The organism is Ruegeria sp. O5 (assembly GCF_056535105.1).
This window is the reverse complement of sequence record NZ_JBQERN010000001.1, coordinates 427,529-446,861: the sequence shown is the minus strand read 5'-3', so window position 1 is coordinate 446,861 and position 19,333 is coordinate 427,529. Positions and strand designations below refer to the sequence as shown.

The 19,333-nt window shown below is 56.9% G+C and carries 17 protein-coding genes and 1 tRNA gene; 10 read left to right on the top strand and 8 right to left on the bottom strand.

The genetic code is table 11. The features are described 5' to 3' along the window. Positions 1-13: 13 nt before the first annotated feature. The 3 genes from ACR0M3_RS02215 to fabI are packed head-to-tail and all read right to left on the bottom strand — an operon-like array spanning position 14 to position 2,531. Positions 14-1,189, bottom strand: coding sequence for an aminotransferase (locus tag ACR0M3_RS02215; RefSeq protein ID WP_480909510.1), 1,176 nt, complete (start codon positions 1,187-1,189; stop codon positions 14-16). Positions 1,190-1,210: 21 nt separating this feature from the next. Next, entirely contained in the window at positions 1,211-1,720 is a 510-nt protein-coding gene (gpt, locus tag ACR0M3_RS02210; protein ID WP_267365342.1) for a xanthine phosphoribosyltransferase, read from the bottom strand. Between the two features lie 4 nt (positions 1,721-1,724). Then, positions 1,725-2,531 carry an enoyl-ACP reductase FabI gene (gene fabI / locus ACR0M3_RS02205; RefSeq protein ID WP_267365343.1) on the bottom strand — a complete coding sequence of 269 codons (807 nt, stop codon included), beginning with the start codon at positions 2,529-2,531 and terminating at the stop codon, positions 1,725-1,727. 135 nt (positions 2,532-2,666) lie between these two features. On the opposite strand from fabI, the gene pdxH reads away from it, so the two are divergent. From pdxH to ACR0M3_RS02185, 4 genes are all read left to right on the top strand, one after another. Beyond that, positions 2,667-3,272: a pyridoxamine 5'-phosphate oxidase gene (pdxH, locus tag ACR0M3_RS02200; RefSeq protein ID WP_480480787.1), complete on the top strand. Its 606-nt coding sequence runs from the start codon at positions 2,667-2,669 to the stop codon at positions 3,270-3,272. A gap of 142 nt (positions 3,273-3,414) precedes the next feature. Further along, a complete protein-coding gene (locus tag ACR0M3_RS02195; RefSeq protein ID WP_245220458.1) occupies positions 3,415-3,921 on the top strand; it encodes a cold-shock protein in 507 nt (168 codons plus the stop codon). Between the two features lie 7 nt (positions 3,922-3,928). Then, on the top strand, positions 3,929-4,396 hold the full coding sequence (locus ACR0M3_RS02190; protein ID WP_480545549.1) for a DUF192 domain-containing protein: 468 nt from the start codon (positions 3,929-3,931) through the stop codon (positions 4,394-4,396). A gap of 43 nt (positions 4,397-4,439) precedes the next feature. Further along, positions 4,440-4,516: transfer RNA gene (locus ACR0M3_RS02185), tRNA-Pro, on the top strand. Between the two features lie 14 nt (positions 4,517-4,530). On the opposite strand, the gene ACR0M3_RS02180 is transcribed toward ACR0M3_RS02185, so the two are convergent. Next, positions 4,531-4,965, bottom strand: a complete 435-nt coding sequence (locus ACR0M3_RS02180; protein ID WP_480545550.1) for a hypothetical protein — start codon at positions 4,963-4,965, stop codon at positions 4,531-4,533. A gap of 541 nt (positions 4,966-5,506) precedes the next feature. Between ACR0M3_RS02180 and ACR0M3_RS02175 the strand changes: the two genes are divergently transcribed. Both ACR0M3_RS02175 and ACR0M3_RS02170 read left to right on the top strand, forming a co-directional pair. Next, entirely contained in the window at positions 5,507-9,127 is a 3,621-nt protein-coding gene (locus ACR0M3_RS02175; protein ID WP_480909507.1) for a vitamin B12-dependent ribonucleotide reductase, read from the top strand. A gap of 541 nt (positions 9,128-9,668) precedes the next feature. Beyond that, on the top strand, positions 9,669-9,914 hold the full coding sequence (locus tag ACR0M3_RS02170; RefSeq protein ID WP_480472945.1) for an EF-hand domain-containing protein: 246 nt from the start codon (positions 9,669-9,671) through the stop codon (positions 9,912-9,914). A 52-nt stretch (positions 9,915-9,966) separates the two neighbouring features. Here the strand turns inward: ACR0M3_RS02170 and ACR0M3_RS02165 are convergent, their stop codons facing one another. Beyond that, entirely contained in the window at positions 9,967-11,511 is a 1,545-nt protein-coding gene (locus ACR0M3_RS02165) for a trimethylamine methyltransferase family protein (protein ID WP_480909504.1), read from the bottom strand. A gap of 414 nt (positions 11,512-11,925) precedes the next feature. Between ACR0M3_RS02165 and ACR0M3_RS02160 the strand changes: the two genes are divergently transcribed. Then, positions 11,926-12,444 (top strand): outer membrane protein, encoded by a 519-nt coding sequence (locus ACR0M3_RS02160; protein WP_480909502.1) that lies wholly within the window; start codon positions 11,926-11,928, stop codon positions 12,442-12,444. A 6-nt stretch (positions 12,445-12,450) separates the two neighbouring features. On the opposite strand, the gene ACR0M3_RS02155 is transcribed toward ACR0M3_RS02160, so the two are convergent. Further along, on the bottom strand, positions 12,451-13,635 hold the full coding sequence (locus tag ACR0M3_RS02155; protein WP_480909500.1) for a pyridoxal phosphate-dependent aminotransferase: 1,185 nt from the start codon (positions 13,633-13,635) through the stop codon (positions 12,451-12,453). A gap of 56 nt (positions 13,636-13,691) precedes the next feature. Continuing rightward, complete coding sequence (locus ACR0M3_RS02150; protein ID WP_480564624.1) at positions 13,692-14,036, bottom strand: MmcQ/YjbR family DNA-binding protein; 345 nt, start codon at positions 14,034-14,036, stop codon at positions 13,692-13,694. A gap of 222 nt (positions 14,037-14,258) precedes the next feature. On the opposite strand from ACR0M3_RS02150, the gene cysS reads away from it, so the two are divergent. From cysS to ACR0M3_RS02135, 3 genes are read left to right on the top strand one after another with little or no spacing between them, the layout of a single operon-like run. Further along, complete coding sequence (gene cysS, locus ACR0M3_RS02145; RefSeq protein WP_480909498.1) at positions 14,259-15,656, top strand: cysteine--tRNA ligase; 1,398 nt, start codon at positions 14,259-14,261, stop codon at positions 15,654-15,656. Further along, entirely contained in the window at positions 15,656-17,290 is a 1,635-nt protein-coding gene (cimA, locus tag ACR0M3_RS02140) for a citramalate synthase (protein ID WP_480472933.1), read from the top strand. The genes cysS and cimA overlap by 1 nt, the downstream gene beginning before the upstream one ends. Positions 17,291-17,292: 2 nt before the next feature. Continuing rightward, the gene (locus ACR0M3_RS02135; RefSeq protein ID WP_480909843.1) at positions 17,293-18,069 is read left to right on the top strand and encodes a squalene/phytoene synthase family protein; all 777 of its coding nucleotides are present in this window, start codon (positions 17,293-17,295) and stop codon (positions 18,067-18,069) included. On the opposite strand, the gene ACR0M3_RS02130 is transcribed toward ACR0M3_RS02135, so the two are convergent. Further along, complete coding sequence (locus tag ACR0M3_RS02130) at positions 18,070-19,296, bottom strand: MFS transporter (RefSeq protein ID WP_480909495.1); 1,227 nt, start codon at positions 19,294-19,296, stop codon at positions 18,070-18,072. Positions 19,297-19,333 lie beyond the last annotated feature (37 nt).

Here is a 19,333-nt window from a genome sequence, read left to right as displayed (position 1 = left end):
CCGGGGGGCAAGCTTAGAAGGACAGGCCCTGCAACCGTTCGAACAATTGGCCCAAACCTGTGCGGTCGAGGTTGGCGAAGGCAACGCGTACTTGCCGTTTCCCGTCCGGGTGGTGAGCGGGCATGAACATGGTACCGGGCAATAACAGAACACCGGCTTCACGCACCAAACGCCGGGCAAGCTCGTCAGACGGAATGTCAAACGGGTGCTCCAGATAGGCGAAATACGCCCCAAGGCCCAAAAGACGCCAGCCTTTAGCTTCCAGTGCGGGTATCCTCTCAAGGATGGCAGCGCGACGGTCGAGTATTTCGTCGCGTTCGCCTGCCAGCCATTGCGACAAGTTTTGCATACCCCAAAGCGCGGCGAACTGTCCGATCTGACCGGGGCAAATGGCAACAGTGTCGAGAAACTTCTCGACCTCAGCCAGAAGTGCGGTGCCCGTTGCAATTGCGCCGACCCTGTGGCCCGTCAGCCTGTAGGCCTTGGAGAAGGAATAAAGGTGGATCAGCGTCTGATCCCAGTCTGGTTGCTGGAACAGGTCATGTGGTGGCCCGCTGCGACTGTCGAAGTCACGGTAGGTTTCGTCGACGATCAGGTGAATCCCGGTTTCGCGCGCAAGCTCAAAGAAGGCGCGGACAAGGTCTGCCGGGTATTCAACGCCGCCGGGATTGTTGGGCGTGACCAGAGCGATGGCACGTGTTTTGTCCGTGATCAGCGCGCGCGCGCGCTCAGGATCGGGCAGCAAATCGTCGCCGGTCTTCAGGTCCACAGCGTGGACACCTGACATATCCAGCCACATTTTATGATTGAAATACCAAGGGGTTGGTAGAATGACCTCATCCCCTTCACCGGTGATGGCCGATATCACCGCTGAAAACGCCTGATTGCAGCCTGAGGTGATAGCAACCTGAGGTGCCCCAACCCTTGCTGCGTAGTGCGTGCTGATCTGCGCAGCCAGTTCCGCGCGAAGATTGTCGTTTCCCAGCACAGGGCCATAAAGATGCGCATGGTCTTCGCGCACGGTAAATTCGGCCATAGCCTCGCGCAAGGCCAGCGGCGGCGGGTCAACCGGCGCCGCCTGGCTTACGTTGATCAGCGGGCGTTCGGGTGGGAACGCAACGCCCTCGAGCCATCGGCGCGCTTCCATCACTGGCGGCGCGAATGTTGCGGCGGTCCGGCTGAGCGTCATGTGCTGCCTACTGATCTGATTTCAATCGGTGCCGCGATAGGGCTCGACATATTGAAGGGCCATGTCCCACGGGAAAAAGATCCATGTGTCCTGACTGACTTCGGTGATGAACGTATCCACCATAGGGCGTCCCTTGGGCTTGGCATAAACCGTCGCAAAATGCGCGTTCGGATACATCTCTCGAACCAGTTCCAGGGTTTTCCCGCTGTCCACAAGATCGTCGATGATCAGAATTCCGGTTCCGTCGCCCATTAACTTGGCATCGGGTGCTTTCAGAACTTCCGCCTCACCCTGAGCTTGATGGTGGTAGGATTTGACGCTGACCGTATCGACAGTACGAATATCCAGTTCCCGGCTGACGATCATCGCAGGGGCCATGCCGCCACGGGTGATCGCCACAACAGCACGCCAGCTGCCATCATCGGGGCCTTGCCCGTCCAGACGCCACGCCAATGCGCGCGAGTCGCGGTGGATCTGGTCCCAGCTGATGTGAAATCCTTTTTCGTGCGGCAGGCGGTCCTTAGCGCTCATGTTCTTAACCTTTTTCCACATCAGGGGCGTCAACGGCCTTCATTCCGACAATATGGTAACCCGAATCCACGTGCAGATTCTCTCCGGTGACGCCGCTGCTGAGGTCCGACAACAGGTACAGGGCCGACTTGCCGACATCGTCAATGGTCACGTTGCGGCGCAGCGGAGAGTTGTACTCGTTCCATTTCATGATGTAGCGAAAATCGCCAATGCCGCTGGCAGCCAGGGTTTTGATCGGGCCGGCCGAGATCGCGTTCACGCGAATACCGTCCTTGCCCAGGTCCTCGGCCAGATACTTTACTGACGCCTCCAGCGCGGCCTTGGCAACACCCATCACGTTATAGTGGGGCATCACCTGCTCGGCTCCGTAATAGGTCAGTGTTATGGCACTGCCGCCTTCGGACATCATCTTTTCCGCGCGCTGCATAACCGCGGTGAACGAATAGACGGAGACATCCATCGTCAGCGTGAAATTGGCCCGGCTGGTATCCACATAACGTCCACGCAATTCGTTCTTGTCAGAAAAACCGATGGCGTGAACGATAAAGTCCAGCTTGCCCCATTTCTCTTCCAGCGCCGAGAAAAGCCCATCAATTGAAGCCTCATCGCTCACGTCGCAGGGCAGAACGATTTCGCTGCCCAATTGCGCAGCCAGCGGGTCCACACGTTTTTTTAAAGCGTCACCCTGATAAGAAAAGGCAAGTTCAGCTCCGGCTTCGGACAAGGCGCGGGCGATTCCCCATGCGATTGATTTGTCATTGGCCAGTCCCATGATGAGGCCACGTTTGCCGGCCATCAACTGATTTGACATGTTTGGTTCTCCGCCTGTCTTCGCGTTAGATTGGCATGGTTTATGCCATTGGTAGCGCTGCATCAAGGCCGTGCGCTCTTGCTCGCAGCGGGTTCTCGCCTTAGGCTCGTCATTAATACTTTCCAGGGGATGGAAATGACCGAGCGTGATGGCATCTTTGCTGGCTCCGATCCGTTTAAAATTGCGGCCCGGTGGTTAGCTGAGGCTGAAGAAACTGAATTGAATGATCCGAATGCGATTGCGCTTGCAACCGTTGACCCGGATGGTTTGCCAAATGCACGCATGGTTTTGCTGAAAGAAATCGAAGCGGATTCATTTGTATTCTATACAAACTACGAAAGCGTCAAAGCGAATGAGCTGGATACGTCGGAAAAAGCTGCATTTGTAATGCATTGGAAATCTTTGCGGCGTCAACTTCGTGTTCGTGGTACAGTATGTCGTGAAAACGGGCCCCAGGCTGATGCGTATTATGCATCAAGGTCATTGAAAAGCCGGTTGGGTGCCTGGGCTTCAAAGCAGTCACAACCGCTTTCAAGTCGGACAGCTTTGATGGCAGAGGTCGCGAAAGTGACCGCTAAACTTGGGCCGAATCCACCTCGTCCTCCATTCTGGGGCGGGTACCGATTAACGCCGACAGAGATTGAGTTCTGGGCTGATGGAGCATTTCGCTTGCATGACCGGTTCAGATGGAAACGAATTGAGCCGGGATCGGCATGGCATGTTGAAAGGTTGAATCCATGACGTTCACGTGTCGTGAAATGCAACAGGCAGAAAGTAAACGATTTTTTCAGCTTGAATTTGCCCGCCAATCCCATAAACAACAGACCCTTAACGAACTGCTAAAATTCGCGATGGGAAAACCGTGCCAGAAGACCTGAACAACATGTATCGCGTCCGTGGACACGTGAAATGGTTCGATCCCGCCAAGGGATACGGCTTTGTTGTGTCTGACGAAGGCGGCCCGGATATTCTGTTGCATGTGAACGTATTGCGCAATTTCGGCCAAAGTTCCGTCGCGGACGGAGCGGGTATCGAGATCATGACACACCGCACGGACAGAGGTGTTCAGGCGGTTGAGGTTGTTGCAATTGACCCGCCAGCGCGCGCCGAGTCGATGATGTTGGCCGATTTCGCCGAGTTGGATCCGGACGCTATTGCAGAAGCCCCTCTGGAGGCCGCGCGGGTGAAGTGGTTCGACAAAGGCAAGGGCTTCGGGTTCGCAAATGTTTTTGGGCGCGGTGAAGACGTGTTCTTGCATATCGAAGTGTTGCGGCGCTCGGGGCTTGCTGACCTCCAGCCCGGAGAGGCGCTTGCGATGCGCGTAATTGATGGCAAGCGCGGCCGAATGGCGGCGCAGGTTCTCGCCTGGGAAGCCGCGCTGGACGGCTGACACTTCGATGACTCGTTTTCTGGTATTCTGGACACTTCTGATCACACTGTGGACAGGGGGGGCGTTTGCTGCGTGCAGCGTTGATCATATCACTCTCCGAAACGACAGCGCGACAATCCGATTTGACGTGGAAATTGCGGTTACGCCTCAGGAACGGTCAAAGGGGTTGATGTTTCGCGAGTCGTTGCCGAATCGATCCGGTATGCTGTTCGTGTTCGATCCACCGCAACCTGTCGCGTTCTGGATGAAGAACACACTGATTCCGCTCGACATGATATTTTTGGACCGTACGGGCACAGTGTCACACGTGCATGAGCGTGCGATTCCCGGCGATCTGACACCGATTGAAGGTGGGGATGCCGTTTTTGCGGTGCTGGAAATCAATGCCGGATTGTCCGCGCGCTACTCTATCGGCGTCGGCACTCAGATGCAGCACGAAATTTTTTCGCAAGGTCCTGCGATTTGGCCCTGTTAGGGCTTTTCAAATCAGATTGTCATCGTTAGGAAGGCGCACGGTCCGGGGCGTGGCGCAGTCTGGTAGCGCACCTGTTTTGGGTACAGGGGGTCGTAGGTTCGAATCCTGCCGCCCCGACCACTTCCTTCACATTCTCATGTGGGCGTTCCGCCCATCGCCAGATACAACGAGCTGATCGCCTGATCCAGCGCGTCACTTTCCAGTGGAACCTCAACGATTGCTCCGGTTTTCTGCGGCACTTTATAGTACGATCGTGCGTCGACGCGATAGCCGGAACCTGTTTTTGACGATGTCAGGCGCATGACACTTTGGGGCAGGTCCTGCGGAAACCCGTCATAGTTCAGAATCAAATAGGCTGCCGCTTTTGGGGGCAGGTATTCGCTGCACTCAAAAGCCTGTTTGCCGATTTTCTCAAATACCTTGCCGGGTCCAGAACAACTGGATTCAAATGCCTCAAACAACCTTTGAGGCTGCGTTTCGAACAGCGCGCTACGTGACGGGGTGGGCGTTTCTTGTGGCGTGCAGGCCACGATACAGGCCAACGCGGGGATAAAGCGAAGCAACTTCATTCATTTGGCCTTTCTCATTCCGAAGTGAACCTTTGGTCGTTCAGCGTGGGTTCGACAGACCCGGCGAAGATGATTCCTTTACAGCCTAACCAGCGCGGCGTTGGTTGATCAAATACAGATAACTATGCTGGTAAAAACGGTAATTCGATTTGAGACTTCGAGTTGTGACCGAAAATTTACCGAAGGCGAGCCTGTGGAGGAATCGGACCTTGAGTTTCACACTCCTCGTGTCTGGGTCTGGTCAACAAAAAAGATTTCAAATTTGGCTGAAAAAGGGCGTTGACCTTCTATGGCAATATACGTCAAATTGTATGAGCCGAAGAGATTGCCACAATATCTGGTGTTCAAGCCGGGACGGCAACAGGCGAGGGTCGGATAAGCACAGTCTATTAACGTGCAGCCGTTGTAACGGCTTTTTCGCTGTCCAAAACAGCGACCAGTACCTTTGTGCGCTTCTGTCGGCGTTGCGGGTGGTGCTCCGCAACTCAAAATGTAGTGCCGTGAACCGAAAATTAAGCGGAATTTAACTAGGGCTGCGGACATGAAGATTGAAAGAAAATTCACCAAACCAGATCAGGATGCCTATTCGGAACTGGATTTTGTGTCTGCGACATCTGAAATCCGAAACCCCGATGGAACCATTGTGTTCCGCCTGGAAGGGATCGAAGTTCCGTCAACCTGGTCGCAGGTGGCAAGCGATGTGATTGCCCAGAAGTACTTTCGCAAGGCTGGTGTCCCGTCCAAACTGACCAAAGTTAAGGAAAAAGACGTTCCTGAATTCCTGTGGCGGTCGGTTCCCGCTGAAGATGCTGAATTCGAAGGCGAAATTTCCTCCAAGCAGGTCTTTGACCGGCTGGCCGGTGCGTGGGCATACTGGGGGTGGAAAGGTGGCTACTTTTCGACCGAAGAGGATGCACGCGCCTATTTCGACGAAATGCGGTACATGCTGGCGACTCAGCGCGCCGCCCCAAACAGCCCGCAATGGTTCAATACTGGCCTGCACTGGGCTTATGGAATCGACGGTCCGGCGCAAGGGCACCACTATGTCGACTACAAGACCGGCAAACTGACCAAATCCAAATCCGCCTACGAACATCCGCAGCCACATGCCTGCTTCATCCAGTCCGTCGATGATGATCTGGTGAACGAAGGCGGCATCATGGATCTGTGGGTGCGCGAAGCACGGTTGTTCAAATACGGCTCGGGCACCGGGACCAACTTCAGCCATCTGCGTGCGGAAGGCGAGGCACTGTCAGGTGGCGGCAAATCCTCGGGCCTGATGGGCTTTCTCAAGATCGGCGACCGCGCCGCCGGCGCGATCAAATCAGGCGGGACAACCCGTCGGGCAGCAAAGATGGTTATTGTCGATGCGGATCACCCCGATATCGAACAATTCATCGAATGGAAGGTAATCGAAGAGCAGAAAGTGGCCTCGATCGTTGCCGGATCGAAGATGCACGAGAAGATGCTGAACGGTATTTTCGAGGCCATTCGCTCTTGGGACGGTGCTGCCGAGGATGCCTATGATCCCAACAAGAACGAAGCGTTGAAAAAGGCGATCCGCGAGGCGAAAAAGGTAGCAATACCAGAGGCTTACGTAAAGCGTGTGCTGGATTATGCCAAGCAGGGTCACGACAGCATCGAATTCCCGACATATGACACGGACTGGGACTCGGAAGCCTATAGCTCGGTTTCGGGCCAGAACTCGAACAACTCCATCCGCGTCACCAATGCGTTTCTGACCGCTGTTGAGAAAGACGCCGATTGGGAGCTGATCAACCGCACCGATGGCAAGGTTGCTAAGACGGTTAAGGCGAGGGACCTGTGGGAGAAAGTCGGCCACGCTGCATGGGCCTGTGCTGATCCGGGTATCCAGTTCCACGACACTGTCAACGAATGGCACACATGCCCCGAAGATGGTGAAATTCGCGGATCGAATCCGTGTTCGGAATACATGTTCCTGGATGACACGGCCTGTAACCTGGCCTCGATGAACCTGCTGACCTTCCTCAAGGATGGTGAGTTCAAGGCAGCCGATTACATGCATGCCTCACGCCTTTGGACCCTGACGCTGGAAATCTCGGTAACCATGGCGCAATTCCCGTCAAAGGAAATCGCGCAGCTGTCGTACGACTTCCGCACTCTGGGCCTGGGTTACGCAAACATTGGCGGCCTGCTGATGAACATGGGCTACAGCTATGACTCGGACGAGGGCCGGGCGATCTGCGGTGCCCTGACCGCGATCATGACCGGTGTGGCATATGCCACTTCAGCTGAAATTGCCGGTGAACTTGGCCCGTTCAAGGGATACAAGCGCAATGCCGACCATATGCTGCGCGTTATCCGCAACCATCGCCGCGCGGCGCAGGGTGTGACCGAGGGGTATGAGAAGCTGGCCGTCAAGCCGGTGCCTCTGGACCATGGTAACTGCCCCGACAAGCGTTTGGTCGATCTGGCCATGTCGGCGTGGGATGAGGCGCTGAGCCTTGGCGAGCAGAACGGTTACCGCAACGCACAGGCCACTGTGATTGCCCCCACCGGCACCATCGGTCTGGTGATGGACTGCGACACCACGGGAATCGAGCCCGATTTTGCGCTGGTGAAGTTCAAGAAGCTGGCAGGCGGCGGTTACTTCAAGATCATCAACCGCTCGGTACCTTCTGCGCTGGAAAAGCTTGGCTATTCCTCGTCGCAGATCGAAGAGATTGTATCCTATGCGGTCGGCCACGGCACCATCGGCAACGCGCCGGGGATTAACCACACCTCGCTGACCGGTCATGGCTTTGGCCCGAATGAGCTGGCCAAGGTGGACGCCGCGCTGGAAAGCGCCTTTGACATCCGGTTCGTCTTCAACCAGTGGACCTTGGGTGAAGATTTCTGCACCGGCGTTCTGGGTATTCCGGCGACAAAGCTGAATGACCCAACGTTTGATCTGCTGCGGCATCTAGGGTTCACCCGCGCGGATATCGACGCGGCCAACGACCACGTCTGCGGAACCATGACGCTGGAAGGCGCGCCACATCTGAAGGAAGAACACTACCCGATCTTCGACTGCGCCAACCCGTGCGGGAAAAAAGGCAAGCGTTTCCTTGGGGTTGACAGCCACATCACCATGATGGCTGCGGCACAGAGCTTCATCTCGGGCGCGATTTCGAAAACGATCAACATGCCGAATGACGCGACCATTGAGGATTGCCAGAAAGCCTATGAACTCAGCTGGTCGCTAGGTGTGAAGGCCAACGCGCTGTACCGCGACGGCTCGAAGCTATCGCAACCTCTGGCGGCGGCGCTGGTCGAGGACGACGACGAGGCGGCCGAAGTGCTGGAAAGCGGCTCTGCTCAAGAAAAAGCCGTCGTTCTGGCGGAGAAGGTGATCGAGAAGGTTGTGGTCAAGGAAATGATCCGCAGCCATCGCGAGAAACTGCCACATCGCCGCAAGGGGTATACTCAGAAGGCCATCGTTGGCGGCCACAAAGTGTACCTGCGCACAGGTGAGTTTGAAGACGGTCAATTGGGCGAGATTTTCATCGACATGCACAAGGAAGGCGCTGGCTTCCGGGCGATGATGAACAACTTTGCCATCGCCGTGTCGGTCGGGCTGCAATATGGCGTGCCGCTGGAGGAGTTTGTCGACGCCTTCACCTTTACCAAGTTCGAACCGGCAGGGATGGTGCAGGGCAACGACTCGATCAAGAACGCGACCTCGATCCTGGATTACATCTTCCGCGAATTGGCCGTGTCCTATCTGGACCGTACCGATCTGGCTCATGTGAAACCCGAAGGCGCGACCTTTGATGATCTGGGCCGCGGTGAAGAGGAAGGCGTTTCTAACGTCTCGGAAATCAGTGAAACTGCGGCGTCCAAGTCGTTGGAAGTGTTGAAGCAAATCAGCTCGACCGGGTATCTGCGCAAGCGTCTGCCGCAGGATTTGATGGTGTTCAACAGCAGTTATGGCGAAGTGGCCGGAATGTCGGAAACAGCAACTGTGTTCGAAGCGCCTGCCACCGAAACGGCAGTGGCAACCGGAATGGACGCCCGCACCAAAGCCAAGATGCAGGGCTATGAGGGCGACCCCTGTGGCGAATGCGGAAACTACACGCTGGTGCGTAACGGCACTTGCATGAAGTGCAACACCTGCGGCGCGACAAGCGGGTGTAGCTGACTATAACGCCCCGGCACCCCGGGGCGTAGGGGTCGGACGCTGCCCTAAGTAACCGACCCCGACGAATACGGAGAACAGGTCTGAGACTTACCGACTGACCATTCTCCACTCGGCCGACATGCCCGTGTTGGCCGGGAACAGGGTGGGGCGGAATATTTGCTCCCTCCCACTCTTTCACGGGGCGGGTGCGCTCGCCCCATGCGCAGTCCAGGCCGCAGGCAAAAAAACACCGGGCGGTCAACGAAATGAGCCTGGAAGGCGAAACTGTCAGGGGGCTTCGGCCCCCTTTCTTTTTACCCGCCGAGTCGTCCCGAATAAGCGCCACATTGCCGGATTGAGGTGGTCGTGTCGGGCAAGAGCCGCCGATACAGGTTTTGCCGCCTTCTTCAGGCGGAGGGCCGCAAACCCGACTCGGGTAAACACGCGAAGATTGGCGTGAAATCACGAAACTCTACCAAAGCGCGTGACGCGCCGGGGTGTCCATGTGCTTCTGGGCGCTGTCCGGACGTAAACACAAACACACCTTTCAGGAGGCACTGAAATGAAATCGCATTATTTGATCGGGCTTTCCGTGGCCGTTCTGGGCTTGCCCGGCGTTGCTTCGGCCCAATCCTCAGCCGATACCAACGGTGATGGTCTTTTGACCATCGAGGAAATTCAGGCAGTCGTACCGGAAATCAACGCTGACACTTTCTCGGCCATGGATGCCAATGGTGACGGAGCGTTGGATGCAGACGAGGTCGCGATCGCGCAGGAGGCAGGATTGCTGCCGCCCAGCGACGGGTAGGCATCGAGTGAACAGGCGGCCCGATCCATTTCGGGCCGCCTTTTCCATCACCTTAGGCGGGAAGATGGATTTTGAATTTTTTCCGAAGTTCGGCGTCCAGAACCGGGTCGAACCTTGCAGGGGAAGGGGTGGAAAGGATTTCCTCTTTCCTTGCCACGGCTTTTTCCACCAGATCGGGCTTGCCTAGCTCCACCCACTCTTTCGGCGAGGAGCGATCTCCGAACGTCGGATAGACGTAATCTGACTGCATCCGGCTAAGCGTTGCGTCAGTCCCCAGATAGTGGCCTGGGCCGCCCATGCAGACCGCCGCCATTTGATCCAGTGCTAGCGTGTCATCCGTCACTTCGATTCCACGTACACAGCGTTGCGCCTGTCCGATCAGATCGTCGCTGAGGATCAGGCTTTCCAGGCAGAACCCCAGCAACGAGGCATGCATCCCGGCCGCCTCATATACCATGTTCAGACCGGACAGACCTGCCATGACATTCGAACACATCTGTTCCCAGCCGGCCTGCATATCGGGCAGTTTCGAATCCGATGCGCCAGCCGCAGCACCGCCCGGCAAGTCATAGAATCGGTGCATCTGGGCACATCCGGCAGTCAGAAGGGCCTGTTCCCCTGAACCAATCGACATGGCACCGGTCCGCAGGTCCAGACCAAATGGCCAGGTGCCAAAAATCGCCGGAGCACCGGGACTTACGGCATTAACATAAACCAATCCCGCAAGGCATTCCGCAGTTGCTTGCGTGATCGCACCGGCGATGGTTGACGGCGCTGTGGCTCCGGCCATACCGGCAGATAGCAGCAAGACTGGCATTCCGGCCTTGATGCATGCTTCCATCACTTCGCAGCTTTCTGTCGCGAATTTCATTGGAGGAACAACAAAGCAATTCGAATTCGAAACGAAGGGCCGCTCGCGAAAATTGTCTTCACCGCCCGCAATCATATAGATCATCTCCATCGCCGGAGCGACGTGGCTTGGCTCGGTGAAGGATGTCCCGACATGTTTGAAGGACCCCGAACAGCAGGCGTAAATCGTGTTGAGGTCCATTTCGAGGTTGTCGGCGATGTCACGACAAACCATTGGCCGTTGCACAAAGTGAATGTTATCAAGCTGCTGGCAGATACGTGCGGCATCGTGCAGATCTTGCACGGTGGAATGACGATATTCCCGACCGTGCACGTCAACCATGGACACGGCGGCTCCGGCCGTACCGTAGTGCACTTTGGTGCCGGACAATTCCAGATCGGTGTTTCCATCCCGGCTGTACAAAGTGACCGAGCGGTTCGCCTTAGCAATCGTGTCCTCGACAAGGGCACGCGGGAAACGGATACGGCCATCGTCGCCCAAGGTGCAGCCTGCACCGACCAGATAGTCAATGCCACTTTGCGGGGCGTCCGCCAGGCCAATGGTTTCAAGCGCGGTCAGTGCTGCTTCGTGGATGCGTTCGATCTGCGCCTGTGTCAGTACATTCAGGACGCCGCCTTCCATTCCGGGGCGGACAGGTCGCAGGTGCTCGGGCAGTGCGGTTGCACGGGCAGCACGGCGCGCGGCGCGGCCGCCACTGCGCGATGAATTGCGGGGTTGGTCGTTCATTTCAAGAATCCGGTCGTTGAGTGATGTCTTAAGGTGTCAGCAAGCACACCTTTACGGCCGTCCCCGTGCGGCACGGCCGCGATCTGCCCCAATGGTGCGGCTGATCAGGCTGATTTTCCAGTCGTCGTCTGCCATTTTGCCCCTCAACGTCTTGCGCGACCATTCCAAAACGCGGCGACACAATCTGTTCTATTTGCGACCTTTGATAATTATTCACATGAACAATTCTTAGGGCTTTTGGGGTCAAAGAACCAAACGCCGAGATTTTCACCCGTTTTGGAAGAAATCTGTTATACTGCATTCACTTACTTCCAAGGTCTGCTGAGCGGAGTTGAATTATGACCAGCAGGTCACAGATTGAATTGAAGTCATGCCTCTGATCGAAACCAGAGCGGTGTTGCATTGAGCCCGACTATGAACCCTTTTTCCGTCCTTGTTGTTGCGATATTGATCGCCGGAGCTAGCCCTGTTGCGGCTGAGGATTGGACTGGCGGGTATGCAGGCTTCAGTTTTGGATTTGCAGATGCCGACGGTCCGGGCGGTGCGAATGGCGATGATACGGCCTTTGGTGCGCATCTGGGCTATGATAAGGACTTTGGGAATTTCGTTCTGGGCGGTGAGTTGGAATACAACCGGCTGTCCCTGAACCTTGGCCAGTCTCAGGGCAGTCTCGACAGCATGACCAGCTTGAAACTGCGTGGCGGATATGAATTCGGTAACGCTCTGGGATACGTGGTCGTAGGCGCGGCGCGGGCTGATACGTCGGTCGACAGTGACACGGCAGCGGTTTACGGAATCGGATTGGCCTATCCGATTGGCGAGAATTTCGTTATCAGCGGTGAAGCGCTGCGGCAGAATTTCGACGATGTCACCCGATCCAGCGGCAGTCTGGACACCAATGTTTTCAACCTGCGTACGACATTTCGGTTTTAGATGCGGCTATTCAGCCGCGTGTCGCTTGGCGAGCTGCGCTGAATACATGCACAGGGTTCTCAAGGCACTGACAAATTTCTCATCATCCACGGTCATGGCAACCCGAATGTGCCCCGCTGCGGCTTTGCCAAAGCTTTCGCCCGGCATGACGGCAATCGCATGAGTGTCCAGCAGGGCGTTCGCAAACCCTTCGCCCGTCAGCCCGGTCGCCCGTATATCCAGCATCAGATACATAGAACCCTGCGCCGGGATGAGCCCCACTGTGTTCTGTGCCGCCAATACGTCTATCGCCAATGAACGGCGGCGACGGAATGGCGCGGCGATCTTGTTTTCAAGTTCCTGTCCTGCGGTCAGTGCAAAGCTGGCCGCGTCCTGAATGAACCCCGGAACGCCATAAGTTGTATGAGTAGCCAGATCTATCAGGTGGCGGATCACGTATTCCGGACCAACGATCCACCCGCATCGGGACCCGGTCATGGCATGTGATTTGGACATTGATCCAACCACCAAGGTACGATCGGCCATTCCGGGCAGCGCGCGGGCGGACAGGTGCTCGCCCTCCCAGATCTGGGTGTCATAGACTTCGTCTGATATCAGCCACAGGTCACGGCGTTGGCAAACATCGGCAATGGCTTCAAGTGACTGATGGGAATACACCACTCCGGTCGGGTTGTTCGGTGTGTTGATCAACAGCGAAACCGCGCCTTCCGCCGCCGCATCAATCAAGTCTGCGCGCGGTTGAAATGCATCTTCTGCGGTGGTTCGAACAGCGCGGGCAATGGCCCCGGCACCGCGAATCGTTCCGGGGTAGGTGGCATAATACGGGTCCAGATACAGCCCGGTGTCGCCGGGATCGCACACCGCCATATGCGCGGCGAAAAGGGCGGACTGCCCACCGGGCGTGATCAGTACATTGTTACGCGTCGTTGGGATACCTGTGCGCGACTGAACCCGGGCAGCAACCGTATCGCGCAGCAAATCTGTTCCGGGCACCGTGGCATAACCGGTGTGACCGTTGCGGGCCGACAGGTCCATAGCGTGCAGGATCGACGAGTCGGTACGAACGTCATGCTCGCCGATTGTCAATTCTGTCACAGCATGCCCTTCATTCAGCATCCGTCGCGCCCGATTGAACACCTCCCACCCGTCGCTGCCGCCGGTGATCTGCGTGATGCGCTTGGACAATTCCATGACAAGGGCCCCGGTTACTCTGCGCTGAATGGGACAGAGCGGCAGGCGTTTGTCAATCAGCTTCGCGGCGCTATCGAGGCCTGAAGTTTTTTGGTCAATGATGCGCGGACAAGGTCATAGGACACAGTCAAACGATGGCGCATTTCGTCTGCACCGGTGTCAAACGGAAGACGCACCCAGCTGCGGTGGAAATAGGGGGCTTTTATGCCGATCCCAGTGTCTATCAGCATCTGCGCCGTTTCGATATCGGGCGTTTTTACGGAAACACCGTCATTTGCGATCCCGATACAGGCGAACATTTTGCCACCAATTTTCCAGGCGTCATGGCCACCGCCCCAGGGATCGGACAGTTCAGCGCCGGGCAGCGTTTTGCAGATGGAATTGACGAAATCTCGGTCCATGTTCGGCACTGTGCCGAACGGGGATGGCAAACTCAACACTTGGCTTGGGAATGATCCCATGCTAACCGATGTCCCATGAACCCGGTGACCTGCACCATTATTATCTGCTGCATTACCTGCTGATTTATCAAGCGGGCCGGTTTCTTTCGTTTTCATCCCTGAGACAAGTTGCTAAGCCCGCGCCAACGCGCAAGTCTTTGCTGTTTCTTAGGAGCCCGACCGATGACGACGATCAAGCTGCACAACACACGGACGCGGACGAAGGAAGATTTCGTTCCGATCGACCCTGAAAATGTGCGGATGTATGTCTGTGGCCCAACGGTCTATGATCGTGCCCATTTGGGTAATGCCCGCCCGGTGGTTGTGTTCGATGTGCTCTACCGCCTGTTGCGTCACGTCTACGGCGCAGATCACGTGACCTATGTGCGCAACTTCACCGACGTGGACGACAAGATCAACGCAACGGCATTGGCGCGCAAACAGGCGGGCGCAGAAGGCACGCTTGAGCAACTGGTGCAGGAGCGGTCGGACGAGACCATCGATTGGTACTTGCACGACATGGGCGCGTTGGGAGCGTTGGAACCCAACCAGATGCCACGCGCGACCCAGTATATCGCCCAGATGATCGCGATGATCGAAGACCTGATTGCCAAGGGTCACGCCTATGCCGCCGAAGGTCATGTTCTGTTCGCGGTCGACAGCTGGAAAGAAAGTTATGGCAAACTGTCTGGCCGGTCGGTCGATGACATGATCGCAGGTGCGCGGGTCGAGGTCGCGCCATACAAGAAAAACCCGATGGACTTCGTGTTGTGGAAGCCTTCGACTGATGATCTGCCGGGCTGGGACAGCCCGTGGGGCCGGGGACGTCCGGGCTGGCACATCGAATGCTCGGCCATGAGCTATGAACTGCTGGGCGAGAGCTTTGATATCCACGGGGGTGGCAATGACCTGATGTTCCCGCATCATGAGAACGAGATCGCCCAGAGCAAATGCGCTCACCCGCATGGGGAGTTTGCGCGGATGTGGATGCACAACGAGATGTTGCAGGTTGAGGGCAAGAAGATGTCCAAATCGCTGGGCAATTTCTTTACCGTGCATGATCTGTTGGAGCAGGGTGTGCCGGGCGAGGTAATCCGCTTCGTCTTTCTGCAGACGCATTATCGCAAGCCAATGGATTGGACCGAAAAGAAGGCGCGTGAGGCCGAGGCGACGCTGCGCAAGTGGCGGGCGCTGACAGCGGGCATCGAGCCCGCAGCCAACGCGGCACCTGAAGTCATCGCAGCACTAAGTGACGATCTGAATACGGCAGGTGCCATGAGCGAGCTTTATCGTCTGGCTTCAGACGGTGACGCCGCAGGTCTGCTGGCCAGTGCGCAACTGCTGGGTTTGCTTTTACCTGAGATGAGCGACTGGGCAGATACCGCATCTGTCGATTTGACCTCTCATGCGGACCGTTTAGCGAAGGCACGCGAAATCGCGATGCAAAGCAAGGACTTCTCAGAAGTTGATCGCTTGAAGGCAGCATATGTAGCGGCGGGGCTTGAGGTTCGAATGAGCAAGGACAGTGTCGAACTGGTGCCCGGCGCCGGTTTTGATGCTGCCAAGCTGGAGGAGGTCTGATGGCTAAGGAACGCCTCTACCTCTACGACACAACCCTGCGCGATGGGCAGCAAACGCAGGGCGTGCAGTTTTCGACCGCAGAAAAAGTGCAGATCGCGCAGGCGCTGGACACTTTGGGCGTGGACTACATCGAAGGCGGTTGGCCCGGTGCCAACCCGACCGATAGCGCGTTTTTCGAGGTGGCCCCAAAGACCGCGGCCCGGTTGACGGCGTTCGGCATGACCAAACGCGCAGGACGATCAGCCGAGAATGACGATGTGCTGGCAGCCGTGATGAATGCGGGAACGCAGGCTGTTTGTCTGGTCGGCAAGTCGCATGATTATCACGTCACCCACGCGCTTGGTATTTCACTGGAAGAGAACACAGAAAACGTGCGCGCCTCGGTCGCGCATATCGTCGCGCAGGGGCGAGAAGCGCTGTTTGATGCGGAACATTTCTTTGACGGCTACAAGGACAATCCGGAATATGCCGTGGATGTTTGTCGCGCAGCGCTTGAGGCTGGCGCGCGGTGGGTTGTCCTGTGCGACACAAATGGTGGCGCTTTGCCGTCCGAGGTCGGGCGGATTGTATCCGAGGTGATCGCAGCCGGGCTGCCCGGTGATCGGCTGGGCATTCACACCCATAACGATACCGAAAATGCCGTTGCCTGTTCTCTGGCTGCTGTTGAGGCCGGTGCACGGCAAATTCAGGGTACATTGAATGGTTTGGGCGAACGTTGCGGCAATGCGAACCTGACCGCTTTGATCCCGACGCTGTTGTTGAAGGAACCCTATGCGTCGCAGTTTGATATTGGTGTCAGCCGTGAGGCTTTGGCTGGTTTGACCCGGATCAGCCGGATGCTGGATGATGTCCTGAATCGGGTGCCCAGCAAGCAGGCGGCTTATGTCGGGGCGTCGGCTTTTGCACATAAGGCCGGACTGCACGCCAGCGCGATCCTCAAGGACCCATCGACATATGAGCATGTGGATCCCGCAAGCGTCGGGAACGCCCGCATCATTCCGATGTCGAACCAGGCTGGTCAGTCAAACCTGCGCAAGCGTTTGACCGAGGCCGGTTTGCGTGTTGAGGCAGGTGACCCCGCACTTGGCCGCATCCTTGACCAGATAAAGGCCCGCGAGGCGGATGGATATTCCTATGACACCGCTCAGGCCAGTTTTGAACTGCTGGCGCGGGAAGAGCTGGGTCAATTGCCCGAGTTCTTCGAGGTTAAGCGTTACAAAGTCACCGTTGAACGGCGTAAGAACAAATACAACAAGATGGTCAGCCTGTCCGAGGCCGTTGTTGTCGTAAGAGTGGATGGCGAAAAGAAGCTGTCTGTCAGCGAATCCATGGATGAGTCAGGCAGCGACAGGGGGCCGGTGAACGCCTTAGCCAAAGCCTTGGCCAAGGATCTGGGCCAGTATTCACAGGTGTTGTCAGATATGCGTCTGGTCGACTTCAAGGTGCGGATTACGCAAGGCGGCACCGAAGCGGTCACGCGTGTCATCATCGACAGCGAAGACGGGCAGGGGCGGCGCTGGTCCACCGTGGGCGTCAGCGCGAATATAGTCGATGCGTCTTTCGAGGCGCTTCTGGATGCGATTCAGTGGAAACTGGTGCGCGACTGTGATCCGAAAAAGGCAGCAGCCGAGTGAGCGTGGTCTTTGACCAAGACGTCAAAGCCTGCGCGGCACTTGTGCAGCGGGCTGATCCAGATCGTTTCCGCGCAGCGATGGCTGCACCGGTTGCAGATCGTGCAGTTCTGTTCCCGATTTACGCGCTGAACGTCGAAGTTGCCCGCGCGCCCTGGGTGACGCAAGAGCCAATGATCGCCGAGATGCGGCTGCAATGGTGGCGTGACGCGCTACAGGAAATTGCAGAAGGGGCTACCGTACGGCGGCACGAGGTGGTGACACCCTTGTCACGGGTACTTTCGCCCCATCTGGCAGGTGTTTTGGATGAATATGTGGCTGTAAGGCGTTGGGATATATATCGTGATCCGTTCGAGGATCAGGAGCACTTTGACGCCTACATCGATCACAGTACGGGCTCATTGGTTGTTGCATCAGCCCAGGCGCTGGGGGCGGCTGATGAAACTGTGTTGCGTGACTTTGGATATGCTGTTGGGGTGTCGAACTGGTTGAGGGCTATTCCTGAATTGGAACAACGCGGGCGGATACCGCTTTTGGACGGTACCCTTGAAGGGGTGCGTGCCTTGGCCGGAACCGCCTTGAAACGCCTGCAAAAAGCCAGATCGCATCGGGCTGAGATTTCGGCCGAGGCACGGCCAGCATTATATTCCGGTTGGTTGGCCGAACGGATTTTAAAGCAAGCCATAGCCCGACCCGAACGTGTCGCCTCCGGTGATCTTGTTCCGGGAGAAATACAGCAACGGCTGTCCCTGATGTGGACTGCGGGCAGCGGGCGCTGGTGATCAGGCCCGTTCCGGGTCGGCCGGTCGCAGAACCAGCCACAACAGGGCCCCGCCTGCCAATGTCAGCAACGGAATCATGGCAAGGTTGACTGCTGTCCACCCTTCAACCGGGGACCCACCCGAGCAGTTCATCAATCCACCCGAAGCCAGCGAAGCCATAGTCACTCCGCCAAACACCAGCAGGTCGTTGAGGCCCTGCATCCGGCCGCGCTCCTGCGGCTCATGCGATGCGGCCAGCATCGTGGTCGCGCCGATAAAGCCAAAGTTCCATCCAACACCAAGAAGAATGAGAGCGACGAAAAAGTTCCCTAATTCTACGCCCTGCAAAGCGACCAGGCCAGCGGCTGCAAGAATCGCCAGACCCAGCGCCACAATCCTTTCGGTGCCAAACCGGGCGATCAGGTGACCCGTAAAGAAACTGGGCACATACATGGCAAGCACGTGGCTGGTGACGATGTCAGCGGCGTCATTGGCCGAGTAACCACAACCTACCACGGCCAACGGCGTCGAAGTCATCACAAGATTCATCAGCGCGTAAGATACCATGGCACATATGATGGCCACGGCGATGCGGGGTGTTTTCAGCAATTCCAGTCGCGATCGTCCCTTGGGCTCGGTGCCGGTGGGTTTTGCGGGCGTTGGGATATCAAGAAAGAAGAACAGGGCGGACCCCAGTACATTGATCCCAATGACAGCCAGATAGGTGCCCAGAAACGGGATGACGTAGGCTTCGGACGTGAGCTTTACGATCTGCGGGCCAATGATGGCAGCTGCCAATCCACCAGCCATGACATAGGAAATCGCTTTGGGGCGGAACTCGTCCGATGCGGTGTCCGCTGCGGCGAACCGGTAGAATCCGTGGGCGCTCATGTAGATGCCTGTTAACAGGCTGCCGACCAAGAAGACGGGGAAAGAGCCAAGAAACAGGCCATAGGCTCCGATCAGCCCGCCCAACGCACCGGATGTCGCGCCAACAAGGAACCCGACCCGACGCCCCCATTTTTGCATGATGGCCGAGATCGGCGTGGCTGCCAGCATCGATCCCAGAACAATCAGCGAAATGGGCAATGTCGCCAGGCAGGGATTGGTCGCCAGCGACTGACCCGCCAGCCCTCCGACGATGAACATCATTGGCATCTGTGCGCCCAGAATGGCCTGCGCTGCCACCAAGACAGCAACGTTGCGTTTGGCCTGACGGTCATCGGGAAGGGTCGAGATCATGGTCATGGCGGAATGGTTATCGGCTTAGTGTATGCGGCACAAG

Bases quoted from the DNA above. Each gene is read 5' to 3' on its own strand.
- ACR0M3_RS02215 (WP_480909510.1), bottom strand. From the start codon at position 1,189: ATGACGCTCAGCCGGACCGCCGCAACATTCGCGCCGCCAGTGATGGAA.
- gpt (WP_267365342.1), bottom strand. From the start codon at position 1,720: ATGAGCGCTAAGGACCGCCTGCCGCACGAAAAAGGATTTCACATCAGC.
- fabI (WP_267365343.1), bottom strand. From the start codon at position 2,531: ATGTCAAATCAGTTGATGGCCGGCAAACGTGGCCTCATCATGGGACTG.
- pdxH (WP_480480787.1), top strand. From the start codon at position 2,667: ATGACCGAGCGTGATGGCATCTTTGCTGGCTCCGATCCGTTTAAAATT.
- ACR0M3_RS02195 (WP_245220458.1), top strand. From the start codon at position 3,415: ATGTATCGCGTCCGTGGACACGTGAAATGGTTCGATCCCGCCAAGGGA.
- ACR0M3_RS02190 (WP_480545549.1), top strand. From the start codon at position 3,929: ATGACTCGTTTTCTGGTATTCTGGACACTTCTGATCACACTGTGGACA.
- ACR0M3_RS02180 (WP_480545550.1), bottom strand. From the start codon at position 4,965: ATGAAGTTGCTTCGCTTTATCCCCGCGTTGGCCTGTATCGTGGCCTGC.
- ACR0M3_RS02175 (WP_480909507.1), top strand. From the start codon at position 5,507: ATGAAGATTGAAAGAAAATTCACCAAACCAGATCAGGATGCCTATTCG.
- ACR0M3_RS02170 (WP_480472945.1), top strand. From the start codon at position 9,669: ATGAAATCGCATTATTTGATCGGGCTTTCCGTGGCCGTTCTGGGCTTG.
- ACR0M3_RS02165 (WP_480909504.1), bottom strand. From the start codon at position 11,511: ATGAACGACCAACCCCGCAATTCATCGCGCAGTGGCGGCCGCGCCGCG.
- ACR0M3_RS02160 (WP_480909502.1), top strand. From the start codon at position 11,926: ATGAACCCTTTTTCCGTCCTTGTTGTTGCGATATTGATCGCCGGAGCT.
- ACR0M3_RS02155 (WP_480909500.1), bottom strand. From the start codon at position 13,635: ATGGAATTGTCCAAGCGCATCACGCAGATCACCGGCGGCAGCGACGGG.
- ACR0M3_RS02150 (WP_480564624.1), bottom strand. From the start codon at position 14,036: ATGGACCGAGATTTCGTCAATTCCATCTGCAAAACGCTGCCCGGCGCT.
- cysS (WP_480909498.1), top strand. From the start codon at position 14,259: ATGACGACGATCAAGCTGCACAACACACGGACGCGGACGAAGGAAGAT.
- cimA (WP_480472933.1), top strand. From the start codon at position 15,656: ATGGCTAAGGAACGCCTCTACCTCTACGACACAACCCTGCGCGATGGG.
- ACR0M3_RS02130 (WP_480909495.1), bottom strand. From the start codon at position 19,296: ATGACCATGATCTCGACCCTTCCCGATGACCGTCAGGCCAAACGCAAC.